The sequence below is a fragment of the Plantactinospora sp. CNZ321 genome, from assembly GCF_004217235.1.
In genome coordinates, this window is record NZ_SHKQ01000001.1 from 5,957,737 (window position 1) to 5,981,417 (window position 23,681).

At 71.2% G+C, this 23,681-nt stretch carries 25 protein-coding genes; 8 read left to right on the plus strand and 17 right to left on the minus strand.

From position 1 onward, the window contains the following. Positions 1–101: 101 nt before the first annotated feature. From EV371_RS25660 to EV371_RS25685, 6 genes are all read left to right on the plus strand, one after another. A complete protein-coding gene (locus EV371_RS25660) occupies positions 102–461 on the plus strand; it encodes a YraN family protein (protein WP_130464317.1) in 360 nt (119 codons plus the stop codon). A gap of 52 nt (positions 462–513) precedes the next feature. Then, positions 514–1,632 carry a beta-eliminating lyase-related protein gene (locus tag EV371_RS25665; RefSeq protein ID WP_130464318.1) on the plus strand — a complete coding sequence of 373 codons (1,119 nt, stop codon included), beginning with the start codon at positions 514–516 and terminating at the stop codon, positions 1,630–1,632. A 259-nt stretch (positions 1,633–1,891) separates the two neighbouring features. After that, positions 1,892–3,412 (plus strand): YifB family Mg chelatase-like AAA ATPase, encoded by a 1,521-nt coding sequence (locus tag EV371_RS25670; RefSeq protein ID WP_130464319.1) that lies wholly within the window; start codon positions 1,892–1,894, stop codon positions 3,410–3,412. Positions 3,413–3,492: 80 nt separating this feature from the next. Then, on the plus strand, positions 3,493–4,746 hold the full coding sequence (locus EV371_RS25675; RefSeq protein WP_130466216.1) for a DNA-processing protein DprA: 1,254 nt from the start codon (positions 3,493–3,495) through the stop codon (positions 4,744–4,746). A 73-nt stretch (positions 4,747–4,819) separates the two neighbouring features. Next, on the plus strand, positions 4,820–5,785 hold the full coding sequence (locus EV371_RS25680; protein ID WP_130464320.1) for a tyrosine recombinase XerC: 966 nt from the start codon (positions 4,820–4,822) through the stop codon (positions 5,783–5,785). A gap of 46 nt (positions 5,786–5,831) precedes the next feature. Then, a complete protein-coding gene (locus tag EV371_RS25685; RefSeq protein WP_130464321.1) occupies positions 5,832–7,022 on the plus strand; it encodes an aminotransferase class V-fold PLP-dependent enzyme in 1,191 nt (396 codons plus the stop codon). 86 nt (positions 7,023–7,108) lie between these two features. Here EV371_RS25685 and EV371_RS25690 read toward each other — a convergent pair whose 3' ends face one another. Further along, entirely contained in the window at positions 7,109–7,792 is a 684-nt protein-coding gene (locus EV371_RS25690) for a M23 family metallopeptidase (RefSeq protein WP_130464322.1), read from the minus strand. A gap of 341 nt (positions 7,793–8,133) precedes the next feature. On the opposite strand from EV371_RS25690, the gene EV371_RS25695 reads away from it, so the two are divergent. Continuing rightward, the gene (locus EV371_RS25695) at positions 8,134–9,366 is read left to right on the plus strand and encodes a sulfite oxidase (protein WP_349338707.1); all 1,233 of its coding nucleotides are present in this window, start codon (positions 8,134–8,136) and stop codon (positions 9,364–9,366) included. Positions 9,367–9,400: 34 nt separating this feature from the next. Here the strand turns inward: EV371_RS25695 and EV371_RS25700 are convergent, their stop codons facing one another. The 13 genes from EV371_RS25700 to EV371_RS25760 all read right to left on the minus strand — a co-directional run bounded on the left by EV371_RS25700 (position 9,401) and on the right by EV371_RS25760 (position 18,976). After that, positions 9,401–9,724 carry a DUF2469 domain-containing protein gene (locus tag EV371_RS25700; RefSeq protein ID WP_007075222.1) on the minus strand — a complete coding sequence of 108 codons (324 nt, stop codon included), beginning with the start codon at positions 9,722–9,724 and terminating at the stop codon, positions 9,401–9,403. Continuing rightward, positions 9,721–10,533 (minus strand): ribonuclease HII, encoded by an 813-nt coding sequence (locus tag EV371_RS25705; RefSeq protein WP_130464323.1) that lies wholly within the window; start codon positions 10,531–10,533, stop codon positions 9,721–9,723. The genes EV371_RS25700 and EV371_RS25705 overlap by 4 nt, the downstream gene beginning before the upstream one ends. 2 nt (positions 10,534–10,535) lie before the next feature. Next, on the minus strand, positions 10,536–10,994 hold the full coding sequence (locus tag EV371_RS25710) for an NUDIX domain-containing protein (RefSeq protein ID WP_130464324.1): 459 nt from the start codon (positions 10,992–10,994) through the stop codon (positions 10,536–10,538). 84 nt (positions 10,995–11,078) lie between these two features. Beyond that, the gene (gene lepB / locus EV371_RS25715; protein WP_130464325.1) at positions 11,079–11,726 is read right to left on the minus strand and encodes a signal peptidase I; all 648 of its coding nucleotides are present in this window, start codon (positions 11,724–11,726) and stop codon (positions 11,079–11,081) included. Next, a complete protein-coding gene (gene lepB / locus EV371_RS25720; protein ID WP_349338708.1) occupies positions 11,723–12,631 on the minus strand; it encodes a signal peptidase I in 909 nt (302 codons plus the stop codon). The genes lepB (EV371_RS25715) and lepB (EV371_RS25720) overlap by 4 nt, the downstream gene beginning before the upstream one ends. A gap of 198 nt (positions 12,632–12,829) precedes the next feature. Next, positions 12,830–13,186, minus strand: a complete 357-nt coding sequence (gene rplS / locus EV371_RS25725; RefSeq protein ID WP_130464327.1) for a 50S ribosomal protein L19 — start codon at positions 13,184–13,186, stop codon at positions 12,830–12,832. Between the two features lie 141 nt (positions 13,187–13,327). Beyond that, positions 13,328–14,104 (minus strand): tRNA (guanosine(37)-N1)-methyltransferase TrmD, encoded by a 777-nt coding sequence (gene trmD, locus EV371_RS25730; RefSeq protein ID WP_130464328.1) that lies wholly within the window; start codon positions 14,102–14,104, stop codon positions 13,328–13,330. Positions 14,105–14,172: 68 nt separating this feature from the next. Further along, positions 14,173–14,745 carry a ribosome maturation factor RimM gene (gene rimM / locus EV371_RS25735; RefSeq protein ID WP_130464329.1) on the minus strand — a complete coding sequence of 191 codons (573 nt, stop codon included), beginning with the start codon at positions 14,743–14,745 and terminating at the stop codon, positions 14,173–14,175. A 14-nt stretch (positions 14,746–14,759) separates the two neighbouring features. Further along, the gene (locus EV371_RS25740) at positions 14,760–15,020 is read right to left on the minus strand and encodes an RNA-binding protein (RefSeq protein ID WP_130464330.1); all 261 of its coding nucleotides are present in this window, start codon (positions 15,018–15,020) and stop codon (positions 14,760–14,762) included. Beyond that, positions 14,995–15,477 (minus strand): 30S ribosomal protein S16, encoded by a 483-nt coding sequence (gene rpsP, locus EV371_RS25745; protein ID WP_130464331.1) that lies wholly within the window; start codon positions 15,475–15,477, stop codon positions 14,995–14,997. The genes EV371_RS25740 and rpsP overlap by 26 nt, the downstream gene beginning before the upstream one ends. Positions 15,478–15,804: 327 nt before the next feature. Next, complete coding sequence (locus tag EV371_RS25750) at positions 15,805–16,671, minus strand: ABC transporter permease subunit (protein WP_130466217.1); 867 nt, start codon at positions 16,669–16,671, stop codon at positions 15,805–15,807. Further along, the gene (locus tag EV371_RS25755) at positions 16,668–17,525 is read right to left on the minus strand and encodes a carbohydrate ABC transporter permease (protein ID WP_349338712.1); all 858 of its coding nucleotides are present in this window, start codon (positions 17,523–17,525) and stop codon (positions 16,668–16,670) included. The genes EV371_RS25750 and EV371_RS25755 overlap by 4 nt, the downstream gene beginning before the upstream one ends. Positions 17,526–17,668: 143 nt before the next feature. After that, on the minus strand, positions 17,669–18,976 hold the full coding sequence (locus EV371_RS25760) for an extracellular solute-binding protein (protein ID WP_130464333.1): 1,308 nt from the start codon (positions 18,974–18,976) through the stop codon (positions 17,669–17,671). A 140-nt stretch (positions 18,977–19,116) separates the two neighbouring features. On the opposite strand from EV371_RS25760, the gene EV371_RS25765 reads away from it, so the two are divergent. After that, positions 19,117–20,175, plus strand: a complete 1,059-nt coding sequence (locus EV371_RS25765) for a LacI family DNA-binding transcriptional regulator (protein WP_349338713.1) — start codon at positions 19,117–19,119, stop codon at positions 20,173–20,175. Positions 20,176–20,349: 174 nt separating this feature from the next. Here EV371_RS25765 and EV371_RS25770 read toward each other — a convergent pair whose 3' ends face one another. From EV371_RS25770 to EV371_RS25780, 3 genes are all read right to left on the minus strand, one after another. Beyond that, entirely contained in the window at positions 20,350–20,994 is a 645-nt protein-coding gene (locus EV371_RS25770) for a DUF402 domain-containing protein (protein WP_130464334.1), read from the minus strand. 51 nt (positions 20,995–21,045) lie between these two features. Next, positions 21,046–22,452, minus strand: a complete 1,407-nt coding sequence (gene proS, locus EV371_RS25775) for a proline--tRNA ligase (RefSeq protein WP_130464335.1) — start codon at positions 22,450–22,452, stop codon at positions 21,046–21,048. A gap of 139 nt (positions 22,453–22,591) precedes the next feature. Continuing rightward, on the minus strand, positions 22,592–23,671 hold the full coding sequence (locus tag EV371_RS25780) for an amidohydrolase family protein (RefSeq protein WP_130464336.1): 1,080 nt from the start codon (positions 23,669–23,671) through the stop codon (positions 22,592–22,594). Positions 23,672–23,681 lie beyond the last annotated feature (10 nt).

Below are 23,681 nucleotides of genomic sequence, written 5' to 3' on the forward strand. Positions count from 1 at the left end.
CCAAGGGGCTTGATCGTCCGACCATCCACAGCACCCTCGGATATCCACAGCCCGGGCACCTCCGGGTTGTCCCGGTTGCCCGCGGGAGCCAGGGTCCGGTCATGACAGCGGCGAGACAGGCGATCGGCGCGTACGGCGAACGATGCGCGGTACGGCACCTGGTCGAGGCAGGGCTGCGGGTGGTGGCCCGCAACTGGCGGTGTGGCCACGGCGAGATCGACATCATCGCCTGGGACGGCGACGTCCTCGCCTTCTGCGAGGTCAAGACCCGACGGGGCGACACGTTCGGCACGCCCGCCGAGGCGGTGGTGGGCAGGAAGTCACGCCGGGTGCGCCGGTTGGCCGCCGAGTGGCTGCGGACCAGCGGGGTGCATCCGGAGCAGATCCGGTTCGACGTCGTCGAGGTGTACCCGGCGCGCAGCGGACCCGCCCGCGTCGAGCACCTGCGGGCGGCGTTCTGAGTACGACGATCTCCTTATTGCAAGATATTGGCAACAAGGCGAGACTCGCTCCATGCCCCCACCCGAGTCCCACCCGCACGCCGGCCCCGCCGCGTCGATCCGACGGTCCCTGTTCCTGCACGCACCGATCCGCCGGATGCCCCGGGCGGTGCTGCGGCAGATGCTCGACCAGGTCGACGACGACACCCCACCGGGCGGCCCCGACGCCCCGGTCGCCCGGCTCGAGCGGCGGATCGCCGACCTGTTCGGCACGGAGTCGGCGCTCTTCTTCCCGACCGGCACGATGGCGCAGCAGGTGGCGCTGCGGATCCATGCCGAGCGTCGCGGCCGGCACGCGTTCGCCGCACATCCGCAGAGCCACCTGGACGTCTGGGAGCAGCGGGGCTACCACGCGGTGCACGGGCTGCGGTTCCATCCCGTCGGGGACCGGCACCGGCTGATGACCGGCGCCGCTCTGGCGGCGATCGGGGAACCGCTGGCCGCGGTGGTCTGGGAGCTGCCGCAGCGGGACATCGGCGGGCAACTACCCGAGTGGGACGAGCTGCGGGAGCAGGTCACGGCTGTCCGGGCCCGAGGTGCGGCGGCGCATCTGGACGGCGCCCGGATCTGGGAGGCGCAGACCTACTACCGCCGGCCGTTCGCGGAGATCGCCGGCCTGTTCGACACCGTCTACACCTCCCTCTACAAGGCCCTGCTCGGCGTCCGGGGTGCCGTACTCGCCTCCGACGCCGAAACCCTCGCCGAGGCAGCGGTGTGGCGGAGCCGGCTGGGTGGGGCGATCCACGATGCCTGGCCACTGGCGCTGACCGGTCTCGCCGGCCTGGACAACCTGCTGCCCCGGATGCCGGCGTTCCGGGAGCACGCGATCGCGATCGCCGCCGCGATCAACACCGACGGTACGGCGCTGGCCTGGCCGGATCCGCCCCAGACACCGATCTTCCACGTCCACCTCCCCGCGTCGAGCCAGGACGTCGAACGGGCCGGTGCGGAGATGGTCGCCGAGCACGGCGTCCAACTCTTCCCGCGGGTACGCTCCGCCCCCGACCCGAGACGGTGCAGTTTCGAGGTCACGGTGGGCGAGCAGGCGATGTCCTTCGCCCCGGACGAGGTCGTCGCGCTCCTGCACGAGCTTCTCGACCGGGCCGGGGCATCCGGAAAACGGCGGACCTGAGCCGCCTCGGCCCGGGCGGATAGCCGGGCCTGCCGACCGACCACCCGGTCGGAGAGCGGCCGCCATCAGGGGTGACCGTCCGACGGCGGCCACCTAGCGTCGACGGCGGCCACATAGCACAGTCGCAGCTTGATCGTCCGGACATCCACAGGACCCTCGGTTGTCCACAGGCCACTCTGTCGGGCCCGCCCACCGGGGCCGTTCCGGGCAGGGTCGAGCCCATGCCGATGCCGCGAGACCGCTTTCCCAGGTCCGATCGATGAGTTATGCCAAGGTGCTCTGCGTGGGACTGGTCGGCGTGGCCGGGCACGTCGTCGAGGTCGAGGCCGACCTGTCCACCGGCCTGCCCACCGTCGTGCTCTCCGGACTGCCCGACACCGCACTCAACGAGGCCCGAGATCGGGTGCGCGCCGCGATCGTCAACTCCGGTCAGCGCTGGCCGAACCGCCGGATCACGGTCAACCTCCTGCCGGCGACGCTACCCAAGCACGGTTCGGCGTTCGATCTCGCCATCGCGGCGGCGCTGCTCGGCGGCTCGGGCGAACTGCCCCTCGCCCCGCTGGACGAGGTAGCCGTGCTCGGCGAGTTGGGACTCGACGGCACGGTTCGACCGGTCCGGGGCGTGCTCCCGATGGTCGCGGCCGCCGCCCGAGCCGGCATCACCCGGGTGGTCGTACCCCTGGCGAACGCCGCAGAGGCATCGGTCGTACCAGGAGTACGGGTCCGGGCGGTCGACACCCTGCACCGGTTGGTGAGCTTCGTCCGGGACGGCACGCCGCTGCTCGATCCGCCGGCCGCGCCCGCGGTGCCGTCCCGACCCGGCCCGGATCTCGCCGACGTCGCCGGACAGCTGCTCGGCCGACGCGCGTTGGAGATCGCCGCGGCCGGCGGTCATCATCTGGCCCTGTTCGGCCCACCCGGCGCCGGCAAGACCATGCTGGCCGAGCGCCTGCCCTCGATCCTTCCCGAGCTGAACGACGAGGCGGCACTGGAAGTGACCGCATTGCACTCGATCGCCGGGCTGCTGCCTCCGGACGGGCGGCTGCTGCGCCGACCGCCGTTCCAGGCCCCGCACCACACGGCGACGATCGCCTCGCTGGTAGGTGGTGGGTCGGGGCTGGCCCGGCCCGGCGCAGTGTCGTTGGCCCATCGTGGGGTGCTCTTTCTCGACGAGGCCCCCGAATATGCCCGAGGCGCCCTGGAGGCGCTGCGCCAACCGTTGGAGAGCGGTCGGATCGTACTGACCCGGGCCCGGGGCGGCACCGAATATCCCGCCCGGGTGCAACTGGTGGTGGCGGCGAACCCGTGCCCGTGCGCGAAACCCTCCGGGGACATCTCGTGCGAGTGCCCGCCGTTGGCACGCCGCCGCTACCTCGGCCGGCTTTCCGGCCCGCTGCTGGACAGACTGGACGTACAGGTCACGGTGAGCCCGCTGCGCGCGGCGGAACTGATGGCCGCCGAGCAGACCGTCGAATCGTCCGCCGTGGTCGCCGAACGGGTCGGCAGGGCCCGCGCCGCCGCCGCTGACCGTTGGGCCGCCGGTGGTTGGCGGGTCAACGCCGAGGTGCCGGGGCCGCAACTGCGCCACCCCCGGTGGCGGTTACCGGCGAACGACACGTACGCGCTGCGCCGGCTGCTCGACAGCGGCGCGCTCTCCGCCCGGGGCTTCGACCGGGTGATCCGGGTGGCCTGGAGCATCGCCGACCTCGACGGTCGGCAACGCCCCGACGCCGATGACGTGCACGAAGCGACCCAACTCCGCACCGGGAGCATCGCATGACCGGACCAGCCCGCCCCGCTTTGTCAACCCCCGGCCCGTCCACCGACCCGTCCCGGTCCGATCCGGGGCCGGACGACCAGATGGATGCCCCGCCCCCGGTCACCTCGGCCCAGGATCTCGACGCGCGGGTGGCAATGGAGGAAGATCGCCTGGCTCGCATCGCCCTGACCTGGCTCTTCGAGCCCGGCACCCGGGCGGTGTTCCGGCTGGTACAGCAGTTCGGAGCGGCCGGGGCGTTACGCCGACTGCTCACCGGAGAGGTTCCGGACCACCGCTTGCGGGCAACGGTCGAGTCCCGGTTGGTCGCCGGAGACCCGTGGCAGGTCGCGCTCGCCGCCGCCGAGCAGACCGAGCGGCTCGGCGCGCGCGTGGTGACTCCCACCGACCCGGAATGGCCTACCCGGCTGCCGAGTCTCGACCGGCTGCCCCTGCCCGGTGCCGGCCGCAGGGTCGACCAGGAGACGGCACCGCCGCTCTGCTTCTGGGTGCGCGGTGCCTGGCCACTCGGGCCGGCGTTGCAACGATCGGTGGCGGTGGTCGGATCCCGGGCCGCAACCCCGTACGGGCTGCACGTCGGCACCGAGATCGCCTTCGGTCTGGCCGAACGCGACTGGACCGTCGTCTCCGGCGGTGCGTTCGGCATCGACGCGGCAGCGCACCGGGGCGCCCTGAACGCCGGTGGCGTGACCGTGGCGGTACTCGCCTGCGGGCTGGACCGGCCCTATCCGGTGGGCAACACCGCCCTCTTCGACCGGATCGCCGATGTCGGCCTGCTGGTCAGCGAATGGCCTCCCGGGGCAGAGCCGCTGCGGCCCCGGTTCCTCATCCGCAACCGGGTGATCGCCGCCGCGACCGCCGGCACCCTGGTCGTCGAGGCGGCGGCCCGCAGCGGTGCCACCCAGACGCTGCGCCGGGCGATCGCGATGGGGCGACCGTCGATGGTGGTGCCCGGGCCGGTCACCTCCGCCATGTCGGTCGGGGCGCACGAACTGCTCCGGGAATATCCCGAGGTGCGACTGGTCACCGGCGTGCCGCACGTGCTTGAGGAGGTGGGACGCATCGGTGCCGACCTCGCCCCGCCGGTTCGTGGCCCCGACCGGCCACAGGATGCGCTCGACGACGAGGCGGCGTTGATCCTGGAGTCGGTCCCCCGACGCGGCCCGATCGGCCCGGACATCCTCGCCGCCCGGACCGGCCTGGACCTGCGTACCGCCCTGCGCAAGCTCTCCCTGCTGGAACAGCTGCGCCTGGTGGTCCGCCGCGACGAGGGGTACGTACTCGCTCCGGCGGCGACCCGACCCAGCCACGGCCCGTCGCACCAGCCCGTACGGTGAAGATGGCTACGAGCGGGCGACGACGGCGGGCCAGCTTGACGTGGTCGATGCTGGAGGTCCACCGTCACGGGTGATGAGCCAGCCCAGTCGCAGTACCCGCAGCCAGCCCGGTCGCAGTACCCGCAGCCGGCACGAGGCGTTGACACCGCCCTTCCGGGAGAGCGTCGACGACTTCGCCCAACACCTCGCCTCGGTCGAGAACCGGTCGACGCACACCGTCCGGGCCTACGTCGCGGATGTCGTCTCGCTGCTCGACCACGCCGGCCGGATGGGCTGCGCCGAGCCGCGGGATCTGGACATCACCGTGCTGCGGAGTTGGCTGGCCAAGCTGCGTACCCTCGGGGCCGCCCGGGCCTCGCTGGCCCGCCGCGCCGCCTCCGCCCGTACCTTCACCGCCTGGGCACACCGGGCCCGGCTGCTGGACGCCGACGTGGGCGCACAGTTGGCCAGTCCACGGGCGCACCGCGAGCTGCCGGCCGTGCTCCGGGCCGACCAGGCGAGCGAACTCGTGGAGGCCCCCGGCGAAGCCACCTCACCGGAAGCGCTGCGCGATCGGTTGGCGCTCGAACTCCTCTACGCCACCGGCATCCGGGTCAGCGAACTGTGCGGTCTGGATCTCGGGGACGTCGACCCGGCCCGGCGGGTGGTCCGGGTCCTGGGCAAGGGTGCCAAGGAACGCACCGTGCCCTACGGGCTGCCGGCGCAGCGGGCGCTCGACGACTGGCTGCGGGCCGGCCGGCCGCGCCTGACCGGACCGGCCAGCGGCTCGGCGCTGTTGCTCGGCGTACGCGGCGGGCGGCTACAGCCCACCGTGGTACGCCGGATCGTCGCCGACTACGCCCGCGTGACAGGTCTGCCCCGGATCAGCCCGCACGGGCTGCGCCACTCGGCCGCCACCCATCTGCTGGAGGGGGGTGCCGACCTGCGTACGGTGCAGGAGCTTCTCGGACACGCCACGTTGTCGAGCACACAGATCTACACCCATGTCTCGGTGGAACGGCTGCGGGCGGCGTACCGCCAGGCACATCCCCGGGCCTGATTCCCAGCTGTCCACGAGCGGCCCGGGACCGGGCTACGATCACCGGATGAGCACCGCCGGGCCGCCTCCGCCCGTGCCGATCCCCGGCGCCCGACTGCTGTTCTCGCTGGATCCCAGCGTCGCCCACCTCAACCACGGCTCGTACGGGGCGGTCCCGATCAGCGTCCAACGCGCTCAGCAGCGGCTCCGCGACGAGACCGAGGCGAACCCGATGCGCTTCTTCACCCGGGGACTCGTCGAGCGGATCACGCACGCCCGTCGACACCTGGCCGAGTTCCTCGGCGCCGACCCGGACGGGACGGCCCTGGTCGGCAACGTCACCCTCGGAGCCGCCATCGTGCTCCAGTCGCTCGGCTTGCAGCCCGGCGACGAGGTGGTCGACACCGACCACGGATACGGCTCCTTCACCCTCTCCATCGATCGCGAGGCTCGCCGCACTGGCGCGGTCCGGCGCACCCTGGCCGTGCCGCTGACCGCCACCGACGAGGAGATCGTCGAGATCGTCCGGGCCGGGATCCGCCCTGGCCGCACCAGACTGCTCATCGTCGACCACCTCACCTCCGCCACCGCCCGGCTCTTTCCGGCGGCGGCGATCGCCGCGGTGGCCCGGGAGCGCGACGTCCCGGTACTGGTCGACGGGGCGCACGCGCCCGGAATGCTGTCGACACCGGTACAGAGCATCGGCGCCGACTTCTGGGTCGGCAACCTGCACAAGTGGGCGTACGCCCCGAGGGGAAGCGCCGTGCTGGTGGTGGCGCCCCGCTGGCGGTCACGGATCGAGCCGTTGGCCGTCTCCTGGCAGGAGGAGGCCGGCTTTCCCGGCCGGGTGGAATGGCAGGCGACGCTCGACTACACCCCCTGGCTCGCCGCCCCGGTGGGCGTGTTCACCCTTCGTACGGTAGGGCTGGACCGGGTGCGGGCACACAACGCGGAACTGGCCGGGTACGGGCAGTGGGTGGTCGGCCGGGCTCTCGGGATCGCGCCGGCCGAGCTGATCGCCCCCGGCGGGCCGACGGTGTCGATGCGGATCCTTCCCCTGCCGCCCGGCGTCGCGACCACCTTTCCCGACGCGACAGCGCTGCGGCAGCGGATCGGCGACGAACTCGGCGTGGAGGTCAACGTCAACCCCTGGCAGGACCGAGGCTGGTTGCGGCTGTCCGGCCAGATCTACAACCGGGCGGACGAGTACGACCGCCTCGCCGAGGGCCTACCCGCGCTGCTCGCGACGCTCTCCTGACCGACAAGCCGGACGCCACCACGGGACGGCCCACCGAACGCCGGCACCCGGACGTTGGCACCGCGGACGCCGGCACCCGGACGCCGTCACTGACATCGGATCGGCAGCGCGCGCACGGACGCCGCATTTCGGCGGGAGCACGGACGCCGGCGTGCGCACCGTCGGCGCGTCCGGGGCAGCGGCACCCGACCGGCGGCTCCGGCCGGACGGCTGGCCACGACCGGCAGCAGGCGGACCCGGCCGAGGCCCAGCAGGAGCAGCGGATCGAGGTAGTCGTCACCCCGGCGCAGGCCCCAGTGCAGGCAGGCTGATCCGGCGACCCGGCAGCCGGGATGGCCCGGCAGGAGCACACCGAGAGAATCTCCCGCCCGAACCGGATCCCCGGCCGACAGCACGGGCCGCACCGGCTCGTAGGTGGTGCGTAGTCCGTTGGCATGGGCGACGCTGACCAGTGGCCGGCCGGCCACCATCCCGGCGAAGAACACCACTCCCGGCCCGGCCGCCCGGACCGTGGCGCCGGGCAGGGCGGCCAGGTCGACACCCCGGTGCCCGGCCGCCCACGGCTGCGGCGGCGGGTCGAACCGGCGGACGATCCGCGGTACCCCGTCCAGCGGCCACCGGAATCCTCCGGGCTCTCGCATCTCCGCCGCCTCGACGGCCTGCCCGGTCTCGTCGAGCGCGGCGTCCGACCGGGCCGATGGCAGCGTCAGAACCAGCAGCAACATCGGAAGCAGGATCGCCGGTCCCCCGCCGCGCCATCTACTCGTCATGGTCGTGCAGTGTCACGACACCCGCCGGGCTCGGCAATGCCTCGGGCCCTGTCCTGTGCACAAGTACCACCGCTGTGGAAAACGTCCGCAAACCCCGATGATCTGCTATGTCCGCCGGCCCAACCCGGGCACGAAACCGGACGACAAACCCGGGCGACAGGACGGGCGGCAGGACGGGCGGCAGGACGGGCGGCAGGACGGAACCGGCATGGCCGCCGGCCCTGTCGAGGCTCGGCCGGCCGGCTGTGACCTGGGCCGGCTCGGTATCCGGTCAGGGCACTCCCCTAGGCTGGACGGCCGGAGGCGGGCCTGTCCGTCACCGGGCGGCGAAGGGAGCGGAGATGAGCGCGAAGGGAGCAGCGGTGACCAATGTGGACGACGTCAGCCGGCCGTCCCGGGTGGCCGATCCCGACGAGGGTATCGGCGCCGACGAACTCGCCCTCGCCGCGCGTAACCACGCGCTGCCGCTGGAGGCGCTCCGTTACGACGTCACCCCGGCTGGCCTGCACTACCTGCTCATCCACTACGACATCCCGGATCTGGACGCGGATCGGCACCTGTTGGTCGTCGACGGCCGGGTCGACCGCCCGCTGACCCTCGACCTCGCCGCCCTGCGCGAGCGGCCCAGGGTCACCCGGCGGGTCACCCTGGAGTGTGCCGGCAACGGTCGGGCCCTGCTGACGCCCCGGCCGGTCAGCCAGCCGTGGCTCACCGAGGCGGTCGGCACCGCCGAATGGACCGGCACGCCGCTGGCCCCGCTGCTGCGTGAGGCGGGGCTCGCGGCGGACGCGGTCGACGTGGTCTTCACCGGTGCCGACCACGGTGTGGAACGCGGCGTCGAGCAGGACTACCAGCGTGGGCTACCGGTCTCCGATGCGCTGCGCGAGGAGGTGCTGCTGGCGTACGAGATGAACGGCTCCCCGCTGCTCCCCCAGCACGGCGCACCGCTGCGCCTTGTGGTGCCGGGCTGGTACGGCATGGCGCACGTCAAATGGCTGACCAGGATCACCGTGCTGGACCGGGAGTTCGACGGCTACCAGAACGCGGTGGCCTACCGGTTCCGCACCTCCGCCGAAGACCCGGGAACTCCGGTGACCCGGATCGAGCCCCGGGCGTTGGTTCAACCGCCCGGCTTTCCGGACTTCATGTCCCGGACCCGGGTGGTACGTCCCGGGCCGTGCGTCCTGGATGGCCGGGCCTGGTCCGGATACGCTCCGGTGACCGCCGTCGAGGTGACCACGGACGGGGGCGTCAGCTGGGCTCCCGCCACCCTCGATCCGGTCACCGTCGTGCCGCGGCGGGGCGACGGTTCGGAGCCGGGATCGGCGGGGCGACCGGCGCCGCAGCCCGTTCCGGACGGACCGGTCGTCGACCAACGCTGGGCATGGCGCCGCTGGCGGTACGAGTGGGCGGCGACCCCGGGCCGGTACACGCTCGGCGCGCGGGCCACCGACGCGCGGGCGTACCCAGCCGATCGAGCAGCCGTGGAACCGGGGCGGGTTCGCGAACAATCTGGTCCAGCGGGTGGAGGTGGTGGTCACCGACGACCGCTAGAACCCGGCCACCGAAGTTGATCTAGTTTGGCGTGGCGGTCGTGACCGCTGATGATCAGCCGCCGAATCCAGAATCAGCGGGAAGGGAGATGTCCGGCTTTTCAAGTTCTTCGACGTTGACATCCTTGAAGGTCATTACTCGGACATTTTTCACGAATCGCGCTGGCCGATACATATCCCAAACCCAGGCGTCGTGCATCTCCACCTCGAAGTAGACCTCACCGTCGGAGTTGCGGACGTGCAGGTCGACCTGGTTCGCCAGATAGAACCGCCGCTCGGTCTCCACGACGTAGGAGAACTGACGAACGATGTCGCGGTACTCCCGATAGAGCTGCAGCTCCATCTCGGTCTCGTACTTCTCGAGATCTTCCGCGCTCATCCCACTCCGCCTTCCATGGCCACATCTTCCCCCACCAACGCTGACGGCCGAGGCCGCTCGCCCAACGCCACGCCGACGGTACTCCCTGCCCGGCCCCCTTGCGCCATCGACTCGATCTCACCGAGCTGCGCGGGGCGCCGGGAGCGGGGCGGCCGACCGATTCGACCGGAGACGGTCGCGACATTGACGTACGAAAAGCGATGTTCCAGGCACGGACCGTGACGCTCCAGTGCGGCGCTGTGCTCGGCGGTGATGTATCCCTTGTGCTCGGCGAAGCCGTATCCGGGGTGCCGCTCGTCCAGCTCCACCATGATCCGGTCCCGGGTGACCTTGGCAAGTACGCTCGCCGCCGCCACGCAGGCGGCGACCTGGTCGCCCTTCCAGACGGCCAGCCCCGGCACGCCGAGCCCGTCCACCCCGAACCCGTCGGTCAGCACGTAGTCCGGTACGAGGGTCAGGGAGGCCAACGCCCGGCGCATCGCCGCCAGGTTGCAGACGTGCAGCCCCCGGGTGTCCACCTCCGCGGCCGGGATGACCACCACGGCGTACGCCAGCGCCCGGGCCACCACCTCGGCGTAGATCCGCTCCCGGGTGGCCGGGGTGAGCAGCTTCGAGTCGGCCAGTCCTTCGATCTCACCGCGCCGGCCGTCCGGCAGCACCGCCGCGGCGGCCACGAGCGGACCGGCGCAGGCTCCCCGGCCGGCCTCGTCGGCCCCGGCGACGTGCGGGAAGCCGCGTCGTCGCAGTGCCCGTTCCATGGCGTAGATGCCGCCCTCGCGGCGGATCACCGTACGGGGTGGGTTCAGCACCGCTACTCGCTTTCCAGAGCCCGGCGCAGCAGCTCGGGCAGGTCGGTCGGATAGATCCGTTCCGTGGCCCGGTCCAGCTCGTCGATCGACCACCATCGGTGAAGATCGATCGTCTCCCGCTCGACCGCGTCGAACCCGGCCGTGTCCACCACCCAGGCCGAAACCCGGACGACGAAGAAGTGCTGTTCCTGGCGGTACCACCGGCCATCGAAACTGAACTCGGTGATCTCCTGCCAGATCGGCTCGCCGAACTCGGCCGGACGTAGCCGCAGCCCCGTCTCCTCGGCGAGTTCCCGGGCGGCACCGGCCGCCGGCGTCTCGTCCGGGTCCAGACCCCCGCCCGGGGTGAACCAGTAGCGGTGGAGGGGTCGGGCCGGATCACAGCCGTGGAACAGCAACACCCGGCCGCCGGCGTCGACCAGGAGAACCCGGGCGGCCTGCCGGGCGGTGAACACGGTCACCCGGTCAGCCTAGCCGCGCCGACGCCCGACCCGCCGTGGGCCGCGCACCCGCGGGGGGGGCGCGCACCCGCGGGGGGGCGCCGGTCAGCCCTGCGAATCCGGGATCGCGCCGTAGGAATCGGGTACGGAGAGCAAGGTGGCCCGGCCGACCGGCCAGAAGACGGTGAAGGCCCGCCCCACCACCGACTCCTCCGGAATCGTCGCCAACTGGATGTCCTTGCGGCTCTGCTGCCAGTGCTCCAGCGAGTCCCCGGAAGCGGAGCGGTGGTCGCCCATCACCCAGAGCCGCCCCTCCGGCACGGTGATGTCGAACTCCTCGTCGGCCGCCGGATCCCGGACCCCGTTCTCGGTGAAGATGTACGGCTCGTCCAGCGACTGCCCGTTGATCATGAGTCGGTCCTGCGGGTCGCAGCAGACGACCCGGTCCCCGCCGACCCCGATCACCCGCTTGATGAAGTCCTCACCCTTCGGGTTGCCGGTCCACTGGGTGGGTGCCTTGAAGACGATGACCTCGCCCCGGTGCGGCGACCGGAAGTCGTAGACCAGCTTGTTGACGAGCACCCGGTCGTAGATGTCGAGGGTGTGCTCCATCGACGGTGACGGGATGTAGAAGGTCTGCAGGACGAACGCCCGGACCAGTACCGCGACCAGGATCGCCACGCCCACCAGGATGGGCAGCTCGCGCCAGAACGAACTGCGGGGCTTGGGCTTGTCCGTCTGCTCGTCAATCACGGGTGGAGCCTACGATGCCGGGTCCCGCGAGAGCGCCGGGAACGCGCGGTGACGAGCAGAGAGCCCAAGATTGGTATCGCAATGGCGGTTTCTCCCGTGTCTGAGCGGTGCTGCGGAGTCTCGGAGGGCGGCGGCCCCCCGGGTGCGGAGGCCGCGGTCGGTCTCGGTAGGTCGTCGAAGGTGTCCGGCACCGACAACGAACTCCAGTGGCCGAACGGCCAGACGACCACGAAGGCCCGGCCGATCACGTTCTCGATCGGCACCGGCCCCTGGCACCGCGCATCCTGCGACACCAGCCGGTGGTCACCCATCACGAAGATCTGGCCCGCCGGGACCACCACCTCGTCGAACCGCCGCGACCGGCACTCCTGGCGGTTGGGCGGAACGTCCAGTGGGGAGTTCTCCAGCACGTAGGGCTCGTCGATCGGGACTCCGTTGACGGTGACCCGGCCCTGGTCGTCACAGCACTGAACCCTGTCGCCGGGCAGCCCCACCACCCGCTTGATGAAGTCCTTCTCGCCGGGCCGGCTCACCCCGACCAGGTCGCCGACGGTGCGGCCCAGCTTGGCCACGAACCCCGGGTCGACCTCCTCGCGAACCTCGGGAGCCCAGGCGGCCGTACCCCGGAACACCACGATCTCGCCGCGGGCCGGGTCGCGCACGTCGTACACGATCTTGTTGACCAGGACCCGGTCACCGATCAACAGAGTGTCCTCCATGGACCCCGAGGGGATGAAGAACGCCTGGAGCAGGAAGGTCCGGATCAGGACCGCGAGGCAGAACGCCACGATCAGCAGTAACGGAAGCTCCTGCCACAGTGGCATCTGCTTGCGGGTGCGGCGGGATCGTCGGGGCCGGCGACGCCAAGGTTCGACATCGTTCTCGTCGTCCAACCTACGCACCACGCAACTCCCCGGTCCCGATATACCGCGCCATCACCCAGTGCCTGAGTGACGGGCACCGCGAGCGGAAGCGCGGGGGGTGACGGGCGACCCCGGCAGTCGCTGGGGTCGCCGGGGCTCGCGTCTGCCCGTGCGGCCAGCGTAGTCGGCGTTGGCCGCGGTCGGCACCCCGCGATCGTCGTCCGCGCGGTCCGCCGGGGGTCAGCCGACCCGCTTCTCGCGCCGCTCCTTGATCTTGGCCTTCTTGCCGCGCAGCTCACGGAGGTAGTAGAGCTTGGCCCGGCGCACGTCACCGCGAACGACCACCTCGATCCGGTCGATACCCGGGCTGTTGACCGGGTACGTCCGCTCCACCCCGACGCCAAAGCTGATCTTGCGTACGGTGAAGGTCTCCCGCAGGCCCCCTCCGTGGCGCCGGATGACGACACCCTCGAAGATCTGGACCCGGGACCGGCTGCCCTCGATGACTCGGGCGTGCACCTTGACGGTGTCACCGGCCCGGAAGTCGGGCACGTCGGTCCGCTGCGACTGGGCGTCGAGGGCGTCCAGGGTGTTCATCGCTGCATCCTTGATGACTCACGGCGCACCGGTCGTCGGTGCGCGGATGGGTGATTCTGATCTCCACGGCGGAGTCTGGCACGACGACCCCGGCGGAGATCCTCGCAGCCGTCCGCGGCACGGGCGACTGCGGCAACCCCCCTACTTTGCCATATCGTCGGCCGGAGGCTGAAATCCGGCCTGCGCCAGGGCGGCTACGTCCTGTTTGTCCAGCTGCGCCGCCGGCAGCGCGGCGAGCATGTCGGGTCGGCGCCGGGCCGTCCGGACCAACGCCTGGTCCCGCCGCCACCGGGCGATCCGGCCGTGGTCACCCGAGCGCAGGATCTCCGGTACGTCCTGCCCACGCCAACTCGGCGGCTTGGTGTAGACCGGCGCCTCCAGCAGCCCGTGCGCGTGCGACTCCTCGGTGAGCGAGTCGGCGTTGCCGAGTACCCCGGGCAGCAGGCGGGTCACCGCCTCCATGATCACCAGGACCGCGACCTCGCCGCCGAAGAGCACGTAGTCGCCGAGCGAGACCTCGGTCACCGGCATCCGGGTGCCGGCGTGTTCGAGGACCCGCTGGTCGATCCCCTCGTACCGGCCGCAGGCGAAGACGAGGTGCGACTCGGCGGCCAGCTGCTGCGCCATCGGCTGGCTGAACCGGATCCCGGCCGGGCTGGGCACCACCAGGCGGGCACCGGACTCCTGGCCGTGCGGCACCAGGGCGTCCAGCGCCTCGCCCCAGGGCTCGGGCCGCATCACCATGCCGGGCCCGCCACCGTACGGGGTGTCGTCGACCGTACGGTGCACGTCGTGGGTCCAGGTCCGCAGATCGTGCACGGCGATGTCGAGTACGCCGGTCGCCCGGGCCCGCCCGATCAGCGAGAGCCCCAGCGGAGCGAGATACTCCGGAAAGATCGACACCACGTCGACACGCATGGGAGGAAGGGCCCCCTCTTATCGCTTCTCGTGTAGGAAGGGGCCCTTCCTACCAGAAAATCCCCGGCTCAGAGGTCCAGCAGGCCGGGCGGGGCGTCCACCACCACCCGGCCAGCGGCCAGGTCCACCTCCGGGACGATCGCCTTGACGAACGGGATCAGCGCGCTGCCCCCCTCGGGGCGGCGGAGCACGAGCAGGTCGGAGGCGGGGGCGTGGTCGATCCGTGCCACCTCGCCGAGCGCCTCACCGGCCGGGGTGACCACGGCGAGACCGATCAACTGGTGATCGTTGAACTCGTCCGGGTCGGCCGGCGGTGGCAGCTCCGCGCTCTCCACCCAGAGCAGGGTGCCACGCAGCGCCTCGGCGACGTCACGGTCGTAAACCCCGTCGAAGGTGACCAGCAGCCTGCCCTGGTGCCACCGGGTGGCCTCGACGGTGAGCCGCTCCGGCACCCGGACCAGCTCGCCGTGCTCGGTCACCGGAGGCGGCGCCGCCGGGCCGCTGCCGGCTGCCGCCGCCGGGCCGGTACGCAGCACCGCCCCGGCGGCGAACCGTGCCTCGGGATCGTCGGTCCGCACCTCCACGGTCACCTCACCACGGATGCCGTGCGGACGGCCGATCCGGCCGACGATCAGGAGCATCGGGGTCCCGCGGATCAGTACGAGTCGACGATGTCGACGCGTACCCCACGACCGCCGATCGACCCGATCACCTGGCGCAGCGCCTTCGCGGTACGGCCGGAGCGGCCGATCACCGTACCCAGGTCCTCCGGGTGCACCCGCACCTCCAGGCGCTTGCCGCGCCGGGAGTCGACCATCCGGACCCGTACGTCGTCCGGGTGGTCGACGATGCCCTTGACCAGGTGTTCGAGCGCCGGCCGGAGCGCCACGTCAGCCCTGCTCGCCGGAGACGGCACCGGCCTGCTCCTCGGTGTTGGGGGCCTCGGTCCGAGGAGCCTCGGCGGGCGCCGCCTTGGCCTCCGCGGGCGCCGCCTTGGCCGCCTTCTTCGCCGGCTTCGCCGACTCGGTCAGCCCGGCCGCGGCCTTCGCCTCGGCCTCGTAGGCCGCCGTGCGGTCGACCCGCTCCGGCGCCACCAGCAGCGGCGGCGGAGCCGGCAGGCCCTTGAACTTCTGCCAGTCGCCGGTCTTCTCCAGCAGGCGCTGGACGGCCTCACTCGGCTGGGCGCCGACAGAGAGCCAGTACTGCACGCGCTCCGACTTGACCTGGATCACCGAAGGGTCCTCCTTCGGCTGGTAGATCCCGACGAACTCGATCGCCCGGCCGTCGCGCTTGGTGCGCGAGTCGGCGACGACAATGCGGTACTGCGGGTTGCGGATCTTACCCATCCGCAGGAGCCGGATCTTTACGGCCACAGTGTGTTCGCTCCTGTTGCGATTCTCACCGTCCCGGACTCGGGCGGTGCGCGGGTGAGAGCCGACCGGCACAGTGGGGTTGAGCCGGGGACTGCTCGATGGACTGGCGACACGCCCGGGTTAGAGGGCGCCGGACGCGCGCCGGATACCAGCGACCTATTGTGCCAGACCGGGCCCGGGAACCTCACACCGGCCGGCGAAAACGCCGACGAGACCCGCTCCGGGTGACCACGATCTGTCGATCATGAATAACTTCGCCCACCCGGGGCGCGCCTCGCGGACCTCGATCGGACTGCGGCTCTTCCGTGCCCGCCCGTACGCCTCCGGTCAGCCCTTGACCGCGCCCTGGAGGCCACCGACGATCTGCTTCTCGGCGAAGGTGAAGAAAAGCAGTGCCGGCAGCATCGCCAGCGAGGTGAAGGCGAGAATTCCCGCCGTGTCGGAGGTGTACTGGCTTGAGAAGTTCTGCACACCGAGTGGCAGGGTGTGCAGACTGACGTCGCCGAGCACGAGCAGCGGCAGGAGGAACGCGTTCCAACTCGTCACGAAGGCGAGAATCCCCACCGTGACGAGCGCGGGCCGCGACAGCGGCAGCACGATCAACCAGAGGAAGCCGAGCCGCCCCGTGCCGTCGATCGCGGCGGCGTCCTCCAGCTCACGCGGGATGGCGGCCAGGAAGGGACGCAGGATCACGATCGTGAGCGGCAACGCGAACGCGACCTGCGGCAGGATCACCGCGAAGTAGGAGTTGATCAGGTTCAGGTCGCGCAGCATGAGGTAGAGCGGCAGGATCGCCGCGCCGGCCGGGAAGAGCAGGCCGAGCGTGAAGAAGGTGTAGAGCGCCTCGCGCCCCCGGAAGGCGTACCGGGCGAGCACGTAGGCGGCGCAGACACCGAGCACCACGACGCCGAGCGTCGTACCCAGGGCGATCACGGCGCTGTTGAACGCCTGCCCCCAGAAGTCGCTCTGGGTCAGCACCCTGGCGTAGTTGTCGAACACCCACGGGTCGGGCAGCCCCGCCGGGTTCGCCACGATCTGCGGGGTGGTGCGGAAACCGCCGACGATCACGTAGACGACCGGCGCGATCGACACGGCCGCGACCGCGAGTGCCAGCGCATAGGTGAGCGGATTGCCCCAGGACACCGGCCGGCGCTTGGACGGTGGGGGCAGGACAGCGTTCGCGGCCACGGTCAGTTCACCCTTCTGGTGGTGATGGCGCCCTGGATGTCGCGACGGAGGAGGAAGCGCTGGAACAGCAACGCCGCGACGAAGGAGATGGCGAACAGGATCACGGCCACCGCGTTGCCGTAGCCCCACAGTCGGGCGAAGAAGCCGTTGTCCACCATGTACGTCGCCATGGTGGCCGACGCGCCGAGCGACCGCACCGAGGACACCGAGGTAACCCAGATCACGTCGAAGACCTGCAACGAACCGATCATCGACAGGAACATCCAGATCCGGATCGTCGGGCCGAGCAGCGGGAGCGTGATGTGCCGCTGGACCTGCCACCAGCTCGCGCCGTCGATCGCGGCGGCCTCGGTCAACTCGTGCGGCACGTTCGACAGGCCGGCGAGCAGGAGGATGATGGCGAAACCGACGTACTTCCAGGTGAGGATGGCAAGCAGCGTCCAGATGACGATGTCGAGGTCGGCGAGCCACGCCTGCACCAGGTTGCCCAGCCCCAGCGACCGCAGCAGCGCGTCGGCCGTCCCGCCGTCGGTCAGGATCAGCTTCCACATGATGCCGACGGTGACCTCGGCGAGCACGTAGGGCACGAAGACCAGCAGCCGGAAGATGGTGCGCCCGCGAAAGCGACGGTTGAGCAGCAGGGCCACGCCCAGCGCGATGGGACCCTGGATCACCAGGGATCCGACCACGATGATCGCGTTGTTGCGCAGCGCGTCGAGGAAGATCGGGTCCTGGAAGGCCAAGACGTAGTTGTCAAGGCCGACGAAATCGGTGGGCGGTCCGACCCCGCGCCAGCGGAAGAGGCTGTAGTAGACCGCGAAGCCCATCGGCACCAGTACGAACATCACGTAGACGATCACCGCTGGTGTGGTGAGCCCGATGATCTCGTACCACTTGCGTCGGTTCCCGGCCCCGCGGGAGGACGCTCGCCTCCGGCCGGGCCGGACACCCGCCGGCGGCGCGGACGCGCCGCCGGCGGGGTTCAGGGTTGAGTTGATGGAGGTCACTTCCGTGCGGCCGCCTTCATTGCCTCGACAACCTTCTCGGGCGAGCCGCTGCCCGCGAAGATGGCGACGATCGCGTCGTTCATCGCGTTGCCGACGGTGCTACCGAAGGCCGTGTCCAACCAGAGCTGCACGTAGGTCGCGCTGGTGGTGGCCTCCAGGATGGACTTGAGGGCGGGGTCAGCGACGCCACCCTCCGCACCCTTGGCGACAGGCAGGCCGGTGCCGGTCTCGGCGTAGCCCTTCTGCACCTCGGGGCTCACGATGTACTTGAGGAACTCGACGCACTCGGCCGGGGCGTTCTTGGCGCAGGCGAACCCGTCACCACCGCCGAGGGCCGCCTTCGGGTCACCGGCGGAACCGGAGATCGCCGGTACGGGGAACCAGCCAAGGAACTTGGCCAGCGCCGCCTTGTCCTCGGCGACGGTCTCCAGGGTGCCCTTGTTCCAGTCGCCCATCAGCTCCATCGCGGCCTTGCCGTTGGCGAGCATGCCGTTGGCGCTGGTCGGGTCGTTCTGGCCCGGGGTGGCGATGAAGTTCGGCTGGAACGGGTTGGTGTCGATGAAGGCCTTCAGGTCCTGGCCGGCCTTGACGAAGCACGGGTCGTCGAAGACGGTTTCGTTGGATGCCTTCTTCAGGGTGTCGACCGAGCAGGCACGCAGGGCGAAGTTGTACCACCAGTGCGCGGCCGGCCACTTGTCACCGGCGCCGAGGGCGATCGGGACGACGTTGATCGCCTTGAGCTTGGTTACCGCGTCGTTGAGCTCCTCGAACGTGGTCGGAGGGGCGGTGATACCCGCCTTCTCGAACATGTCCTTGTTGTACCAGATGCCCTCGATGCCCATCCGGTACGGCAAACCGTACTGCTTGCCGTCGACCGCCCAGATCTCGGCCGCGCTGCCGATGTTCTCGATCTCGGCCTTGGCCGACTCGGTGATGTCCTTGAGGTAGTCGGCCTCCACCTGCTCACGCATCTCGCCGCCGCCCCACGCCTGGAAGATGTCTGGCGGGTCGGTGGTCAGCAGCGCGGCGGGGAGCCGGGTGCGCTGGAGCTGGTTGGTCTCGATCGCCTCGATCTCGATCGTGACGGTCGGGTGGAGCGCGGAGAAGTCCTTGGCGACCTTCTCCCAGTAAGTCTTGCCAGGCCCGTCCTGCGATGCGTTGTGCCACCAGGTCAGGGTCACCGGGTTCTTGTAGAGCTCTTCCTCAGCGGGCGCCTCGCTCTCGCCGCCGCTACATCCGGCAGCAAGGAGTGCGCTGGTCGTAAGCAGCGCAAGGACGGTGCCCGCGCGGCCTTTCATCGCCATCGAATGTCTCCTCGACTAGTTAGTCGCGGTACTCACCTGAACGGCGAGTTTTACAGCCACGTATCGCGGTGTCAACCGTTGTCGATAACGTTTTCGACTCCCCTGTCGTGGGGCGCTCCCAGCCCTCTATCATCGTCGACGTGGCGTTTCCGCAGCGTGTCAAGATGTCGGACGTGGCCCGTGCGGCCGGCGTCTCCGTCGCGACTGTATCCAAGGTGGTAAATGGCCGTTACGGGGTGGCGCAGGCGACCGTGGAACGCGTCCAGCAGGTCATCCATCAGCTGGGGTACGAGGCCAGCCTAGGCGCGCAGAGCCTGCGCAGTCACCGCACGAACGTACTGGGCATCCTCGTCGCCGAGTTCGAACCGTTCTCGACCGAACTGCTGAAGGGGGCGTCCCGGGAGGTCGCCGGCACGGGCTACCAACTGCTGGCCTACTCCGGCGGGGACGGCAACCGCACCTCCATCGGCTGGGAGCGGCGGTCCCTGGCCCGGCTCTCCGGAACGCTCATCGACGGGGCCGTGATCGTCACGCCGACCGTGGTCGAGACCAACCAGGGTTTCCACGTCGTGGCCGTCGACCCGCACACCGGCCCCTCCGGCCTGCCCACCGTCGACTCCGACAACTTCGCCGGTGCCGTACTCGCGACCAACTACCTGCTCTCGCTCGGTCACCGGCGGATCGGGCACATCAGCGGACGCTCCGACCTCGAGTCGGCCCGCCTGCGCGAGGCCGGGTTCCGCAAGGCGATGGCCGACGCCGACGTCCCGGTGGACGAGCGGCTGGTGCGGGTCGGCGGGTTCCGGATTGACAGCGCCGCCGGCACCGCCGCCGAGCTGCTCGCACTCCCCGACCGGCCGACCGCGGTCTTCGCCGGAAACGACCTCTCCGCGATCTCCACCCTCGACGTCGCCCGGAGCATGGGTCTGCGGGTACCCGACGACCTCTCAGTGATCGGCTTCGACAACGTACCGGAGTCGGCGCTGGTCAACCCGCCGTTGACTACGATCATGCAACCGTTACAGCGGATGGGCGCGGAGGCGCTGCGCCTGCTCATCGACCTGATCGGTGGCGTCGAGCGCGACACGCACATCCGGCTACCCACCGAGCTGGTCATCCGGGCGTCGTGTCGCCCCTACACCGCCGCCCACCAGCCCAACCTGCCACGCCCCCTCACCGCGACGCCGACGGCCGGCTGAACCCGCGCCACGCCGACGGCCGGCTGCACCCACGCGACGCCGACGGCCGGCTGCACCCACGCGACGCCGACGGCCGGCTGAGTTCACCGCGCCGGCCTGGCACGCCGCGCGATCCGGGGCGACCGGCCCGCGCCGACCCGCCCGCGCCGCCGCTCGGGCCAGCGCTCGGACGGTTCACCGCACCGGTGGGCGGTCCCAGCCGGGCGGCAGCTGCGGCGGGGTCCAGGCCGGGTCGGGAACGAAGTCGCACCAGGTGCCGTCGAACGGGAACCGGGCCGACTCGGCAATCTTGATCACCCGCTCCCCCTCGGCCCGTACCGCCGCCGCATCCGGCACCCAGTAGTGCTCCGGGACGGCGAGCCGCTCGGCGAACTCCTCCTCGTCCTTCCACTCCCAGGTGTGGTCCGGCCAGACCACCACGTCGAGATCCTGGTCCACCATGTCGACCCCGGCCAGGTCGCCGTCGTCCCAGCGGACGCCGTGCTCCTCCAGGTTGACGTACCAGTTGGCGAACCCGTCCGCCGCGTCCCGGAAGAACCAGACCGAGTGCGCCGCACCGGCCGGCAGGAACTTCAGCACCGGTGGTCCGGCCCAGGTGCTGACCCCCAGCCGGTACGTCGAGGCCACCCACTCGGTGAACGGCATCGCCCGCATGCCACGGCCGTCCGCGGTGACCTCGCTGGCCACCTGGGTGCCCCGGGCGATCCAGAGCAGCAGGCCGCGGTCGTCGTCGCTGACCACCCGGGCCGGCCGGACCCACCCGAGCCGGCCCCGCCGCACGTTGCGGTGCACGATGACGCGGCCCGGCGAGAAGCGCATCGGGGCGCAGTGGGGCGACGAGGGCAAGGGCATCCGGTCGGGTCCGGCGGGTCAGTAGGAGCGGGCCAGGATGGCGGTCAGCTCCGGCTCGTCCTCCGAGTCCGGCACCGAACCGTCGGCCCGGCGCAGGCAGCGCACGGTCACCCCCTGGGCGTTCGCCGTCGCCTCCCCCTCGGCACCGACCGCGGACCACGGCACCCGGGCCCAGCCGGTGGCGGACGCCTCGATCGCGTCGGCCAGCGACTCCACCGAGACGGTGTGTGCCTCGCGCCGGGCCAGCGCCTCGTCGTAGAGCGCCTGCTGGTCGGCGGCGAGCGCGGCGAGCACCCCGGAGACCACGTCCGACACCGGGACCGGAGTCTTGGCGCCGCTGGTCCGGCGGACCAGCACCGCGTTGCCGGCGGCCAGGTCGCGGGGACCGAGCTCGACGCGTACCGGATAGCCCTTCAGCTCGGCGTCGACGGCCCGGCGGCCGAACGGGGTGTCGACCCGGTCGTCGAGGGCGACCCGGACCCCGGCGTCACGCAGCGCGTCGCAGAGCTTGGCGGCGGCCTCGACGACCCCCTCGCCCGCCTTAACCACCATCACGTACGCCTGCACCGGCGCCAGCCTCGGCGGCACCCGCAGCCCGTTGTCGTCGCCGTGGCACATGATCAGGCCACCGAGCATCCGGGTCGAGCTGCCCCAGGAGGTGGTCCAGGCGTGCTCGACGCTGCGCTCGGCCGAGGTGTAGGTGATGTCGAAGGCGCGGGCGAAGTTCTGCCCCAGCTCGTGCGAGGTGCCCATCTGGAGCGCCTTGCCGTCGCCCATCATGCCTTCGAGGGTGTAGGTGTGGGTGGCACCGGCGAACCGCTCCCGGGCGGTCTTCAGCCCGACCAGCACCGGGATGCCGAGCACCCCGACCATGAAGTCCTCGTAGACCTCGTGCAGGATCTTCCGGGCGTACGCCCGCGCGTCGGCCTCGTCGGCGTGCGCGGTGTGCCCCTCCTGCCAGAGAAACTCGCTGGTCCGCAGGAAGACCCGGGGGCGCAGCTCCCAGCGCACCACGTTGGCCCACTGGTTGAGCAGCAGCGGGAGGTCACGGTAGGAGTCGATCCACTTCGCCATGAACTCGCCGATCACGGTCTCGCTGGTCGGCCGGACCACGACCGGCTCGGCGAGCTGCTTGCCGCCACCGTGGGTGACCACCGCCAACTCCGGCGAGAAGCCCTCGACGTGCTGCGCCTCCCGGCGCAGGTAGCTCTCCGGGATGAAGAGCGGGAAGTACGCGTTCTCCGCGCCGGCCAGCTTGATCCGGGCGTCCATCTCGGCCTGCATGCGCTCCCAGATGGCGTAGCCGGCCGGTCGGATGACCATCGTCCCCCGCACCGGGCCGTTGTCGGCGAGCTGCGCCTTGGCGATCAGGTCCTGGTACCAGCGGGGAAAGTCCTCCGCACGGGGAGTGAGCACGCGTGCCATGAGGGCACATCCTATGCGCCGACGCCGGAGCCGCCGCGCCCGGCCCGGGTGAAAGAAAGGGCCCCGCGTTGTCGTTTTCTGTCGTAGCAGGGCCCCCGCCTAATGGCACATTCGCCGGGCGCGGCCCGCACGGGCCGGATCAGCGCACCACCCGGCCGCGCAGCACGATGTGCTGGGGTGCGCGCACCACCCGCAGGTCGGTCCGGGGGTCGGTGGGATACACCACCAGGTCGGCGAGGCCGCCCTCGACCAGGCCCGGGAAGCCGAGCCAGTCCCGGGCCCGCCAGGAGGCGGCGGCGAGCACGTCGATCGCGGACATCCCGGCCCGCTCGTGCAGCAGCAGCATCTCCTCGGCGGCCAGCCCGTGGTCGATCCCGCCGCCCGCGTCCGTGCCGACGTAGATCGGCACCCCTGCCTCGTACGCCGCACCGACCACCGCCGGGAAGTTGTCCCGGAGCGCGAGCATGTGCGTGGCGTACCCGGGGAACTTCACGGCGGCCCGCTCGGCGATCCCGCCGAAGGTGTCGATGTTGATCATCGTCGGCACCAGCGCGGTGCCGCGCCGGGCCATCTCGTCGACGAGGTCCAGGCTGATGCCGGTACCGTGTTCGACCGAGTCGACCCCGGCCCGGACCATCACCTCGACCGCGGCCTCGGAGAAGGTGTGCACCGCCGCCCGGGCGCCGGCCGCATGCGCGGCGGCCACCGCGGCGACCACGGTCTCCGGCTCCCAGGAGGGCGCCAGGTCGCCGACGTTGCGGTCGATCCAGTCGCCGACCAGCTTGACCCAGCCGTTGCCGGCCCGGGCCTGCTCGGTCACCGCCGCCGGAACGTCGGCTGGCTCGACCTCGACCGCGATGCCCCGCAGATACCGCTTCGGCGGCGCGACGTGCCGCCCGGCGCGGGCCAGTCGCGGCAGATCCGGCTCGTCCTCCAGCTCCGGGTAGGGAAACGGCGAGCCGGCGTCCCGGATCGCCAGCACTCCGGCGTCCCGGTCGATCCGGGCCAGTTCCCGGGCCTGGTCGAGAGAGGTGATGGGCACCGAACCCGGGGCGATGCCCGGGTGGCAGTGCGCGTCGACCAGACCGGGCAGCACGAACCCGCGATCGGCCACCGTCACCGCCCCGGGCACCGGGGTGAAGGTGACCCGGTCACCGACCAGCCACAGGTCGCGGACCTCGTCGTCCGGGAGCACGACCCCTCGCACGTGCAGCGCCATGCGCACATTC

Coding starts and splice junctions, on each gene's coding strand:
- EV371_RS25690 (WP_130464322.1), bottom strand. CDS start 7,792: ATGACGAGTAGATGGCGCGGCGGGGGACCGGCGATCCTGCTTCCGATG.
- rimM (WP_130464329.1), bottom strand. CDS start 14,745: ATGCTCCTGATCGTCGGCCGGATCGGCCGTCCGCACGGCATCCGTGGT.
- EV371_RS25685 (WP_130464321.1), top strand. CDS start 5,832: ATGAGCACCGCCGGGCCGCCTCCGCCCGTGCCGATCCCCGGCGCCCGA.
- trmD (WP_130464328.1), bottom strand. CDS start 14,104: ATGCGTGTCGACGTGGTGTCGATCTTTCCGGAGTATCTCGCTCCGCTG.
- EV371_RS25780 (WP_130464336.1), bottom strand. CDS start 23,671: ATGGCGCTGCACGTGCGAGGGGTCGTGCTCCCGGACGACGAGGTCCGC.
- EV371_RS25760 (WP_130464333.1), bottom strand. CDS start 18,976: ATGGCGATGAAAGGCCGCGCGGGCACCGTCCTTGCGCTGCTTACGACC.
- EV371_RS25660 (WP_130464317.1), top strand. CDS start 102: ATGACAGCGGCGAGACAGGCGATCGGCGCGTACGGCGAACGATGCGCG.
- EV371_RS25680 (WP_130464320.1), top strand. CDS start 4,820: ATGAGCCAGCCCAGTCGCAGTACCCGCAGCCAGCCCGGTCGCAGTACC.
- EV371_RS25670 (WP_130464319.1), top strand. CDS start 1,892: ATGAGTTATGCCAAGGTGCTCTGCGTGGGACTGGTCGGCGTGGCCGGG.
- rplS (WP_130464327.1), bottom strand. CDS start 13,186: ATGAACACCCTGGACGCCCTCGACGCCCAGTCGCAGCGGACCGACGTG.
- EV371_RS25695 (WP_349338707.1), top strand. CDS start 8,134: ATGAGCGCGAAGGGAGCAGCGGTGACCAATGTGGACGACGTCAGCCGG.
- EV371_RS25665 (WP_130464318.1), top strand. CDS start 514: ATGCCCCCACCCGAGTCCCACCCGCACGCCGGCCCCGCCGCGTCGATC.
- EV371_RS25700 (WP_007075222.1), bottom strand. CDS start 9,724: ATGAGCGCGGAAGATCTCGAGAAGTACGAGACCGAGATGGAGCTGCAG.
- proS (WP_130464335.1), bottom strand. CDS start 22,452: ATGGCACGCGTGCTCACTCCCCGTGCGGAGGACTTTCCCCGCTGGTAC.
- EV371_RS25770 (WP_130464334.1), bottom strand. CDS start 20,994: ATGCGCTTCTCGCCGGGCCGCGTCATCGTGCACCGCAACGTGCGGCGG.
- EV371_RS25675 (WP_130466216.1), top strand. CDS start 3,493: ATGGATGCCCCGCCCCCGGTCACCTCGGCCCAGGATCTCGACGCGCGG.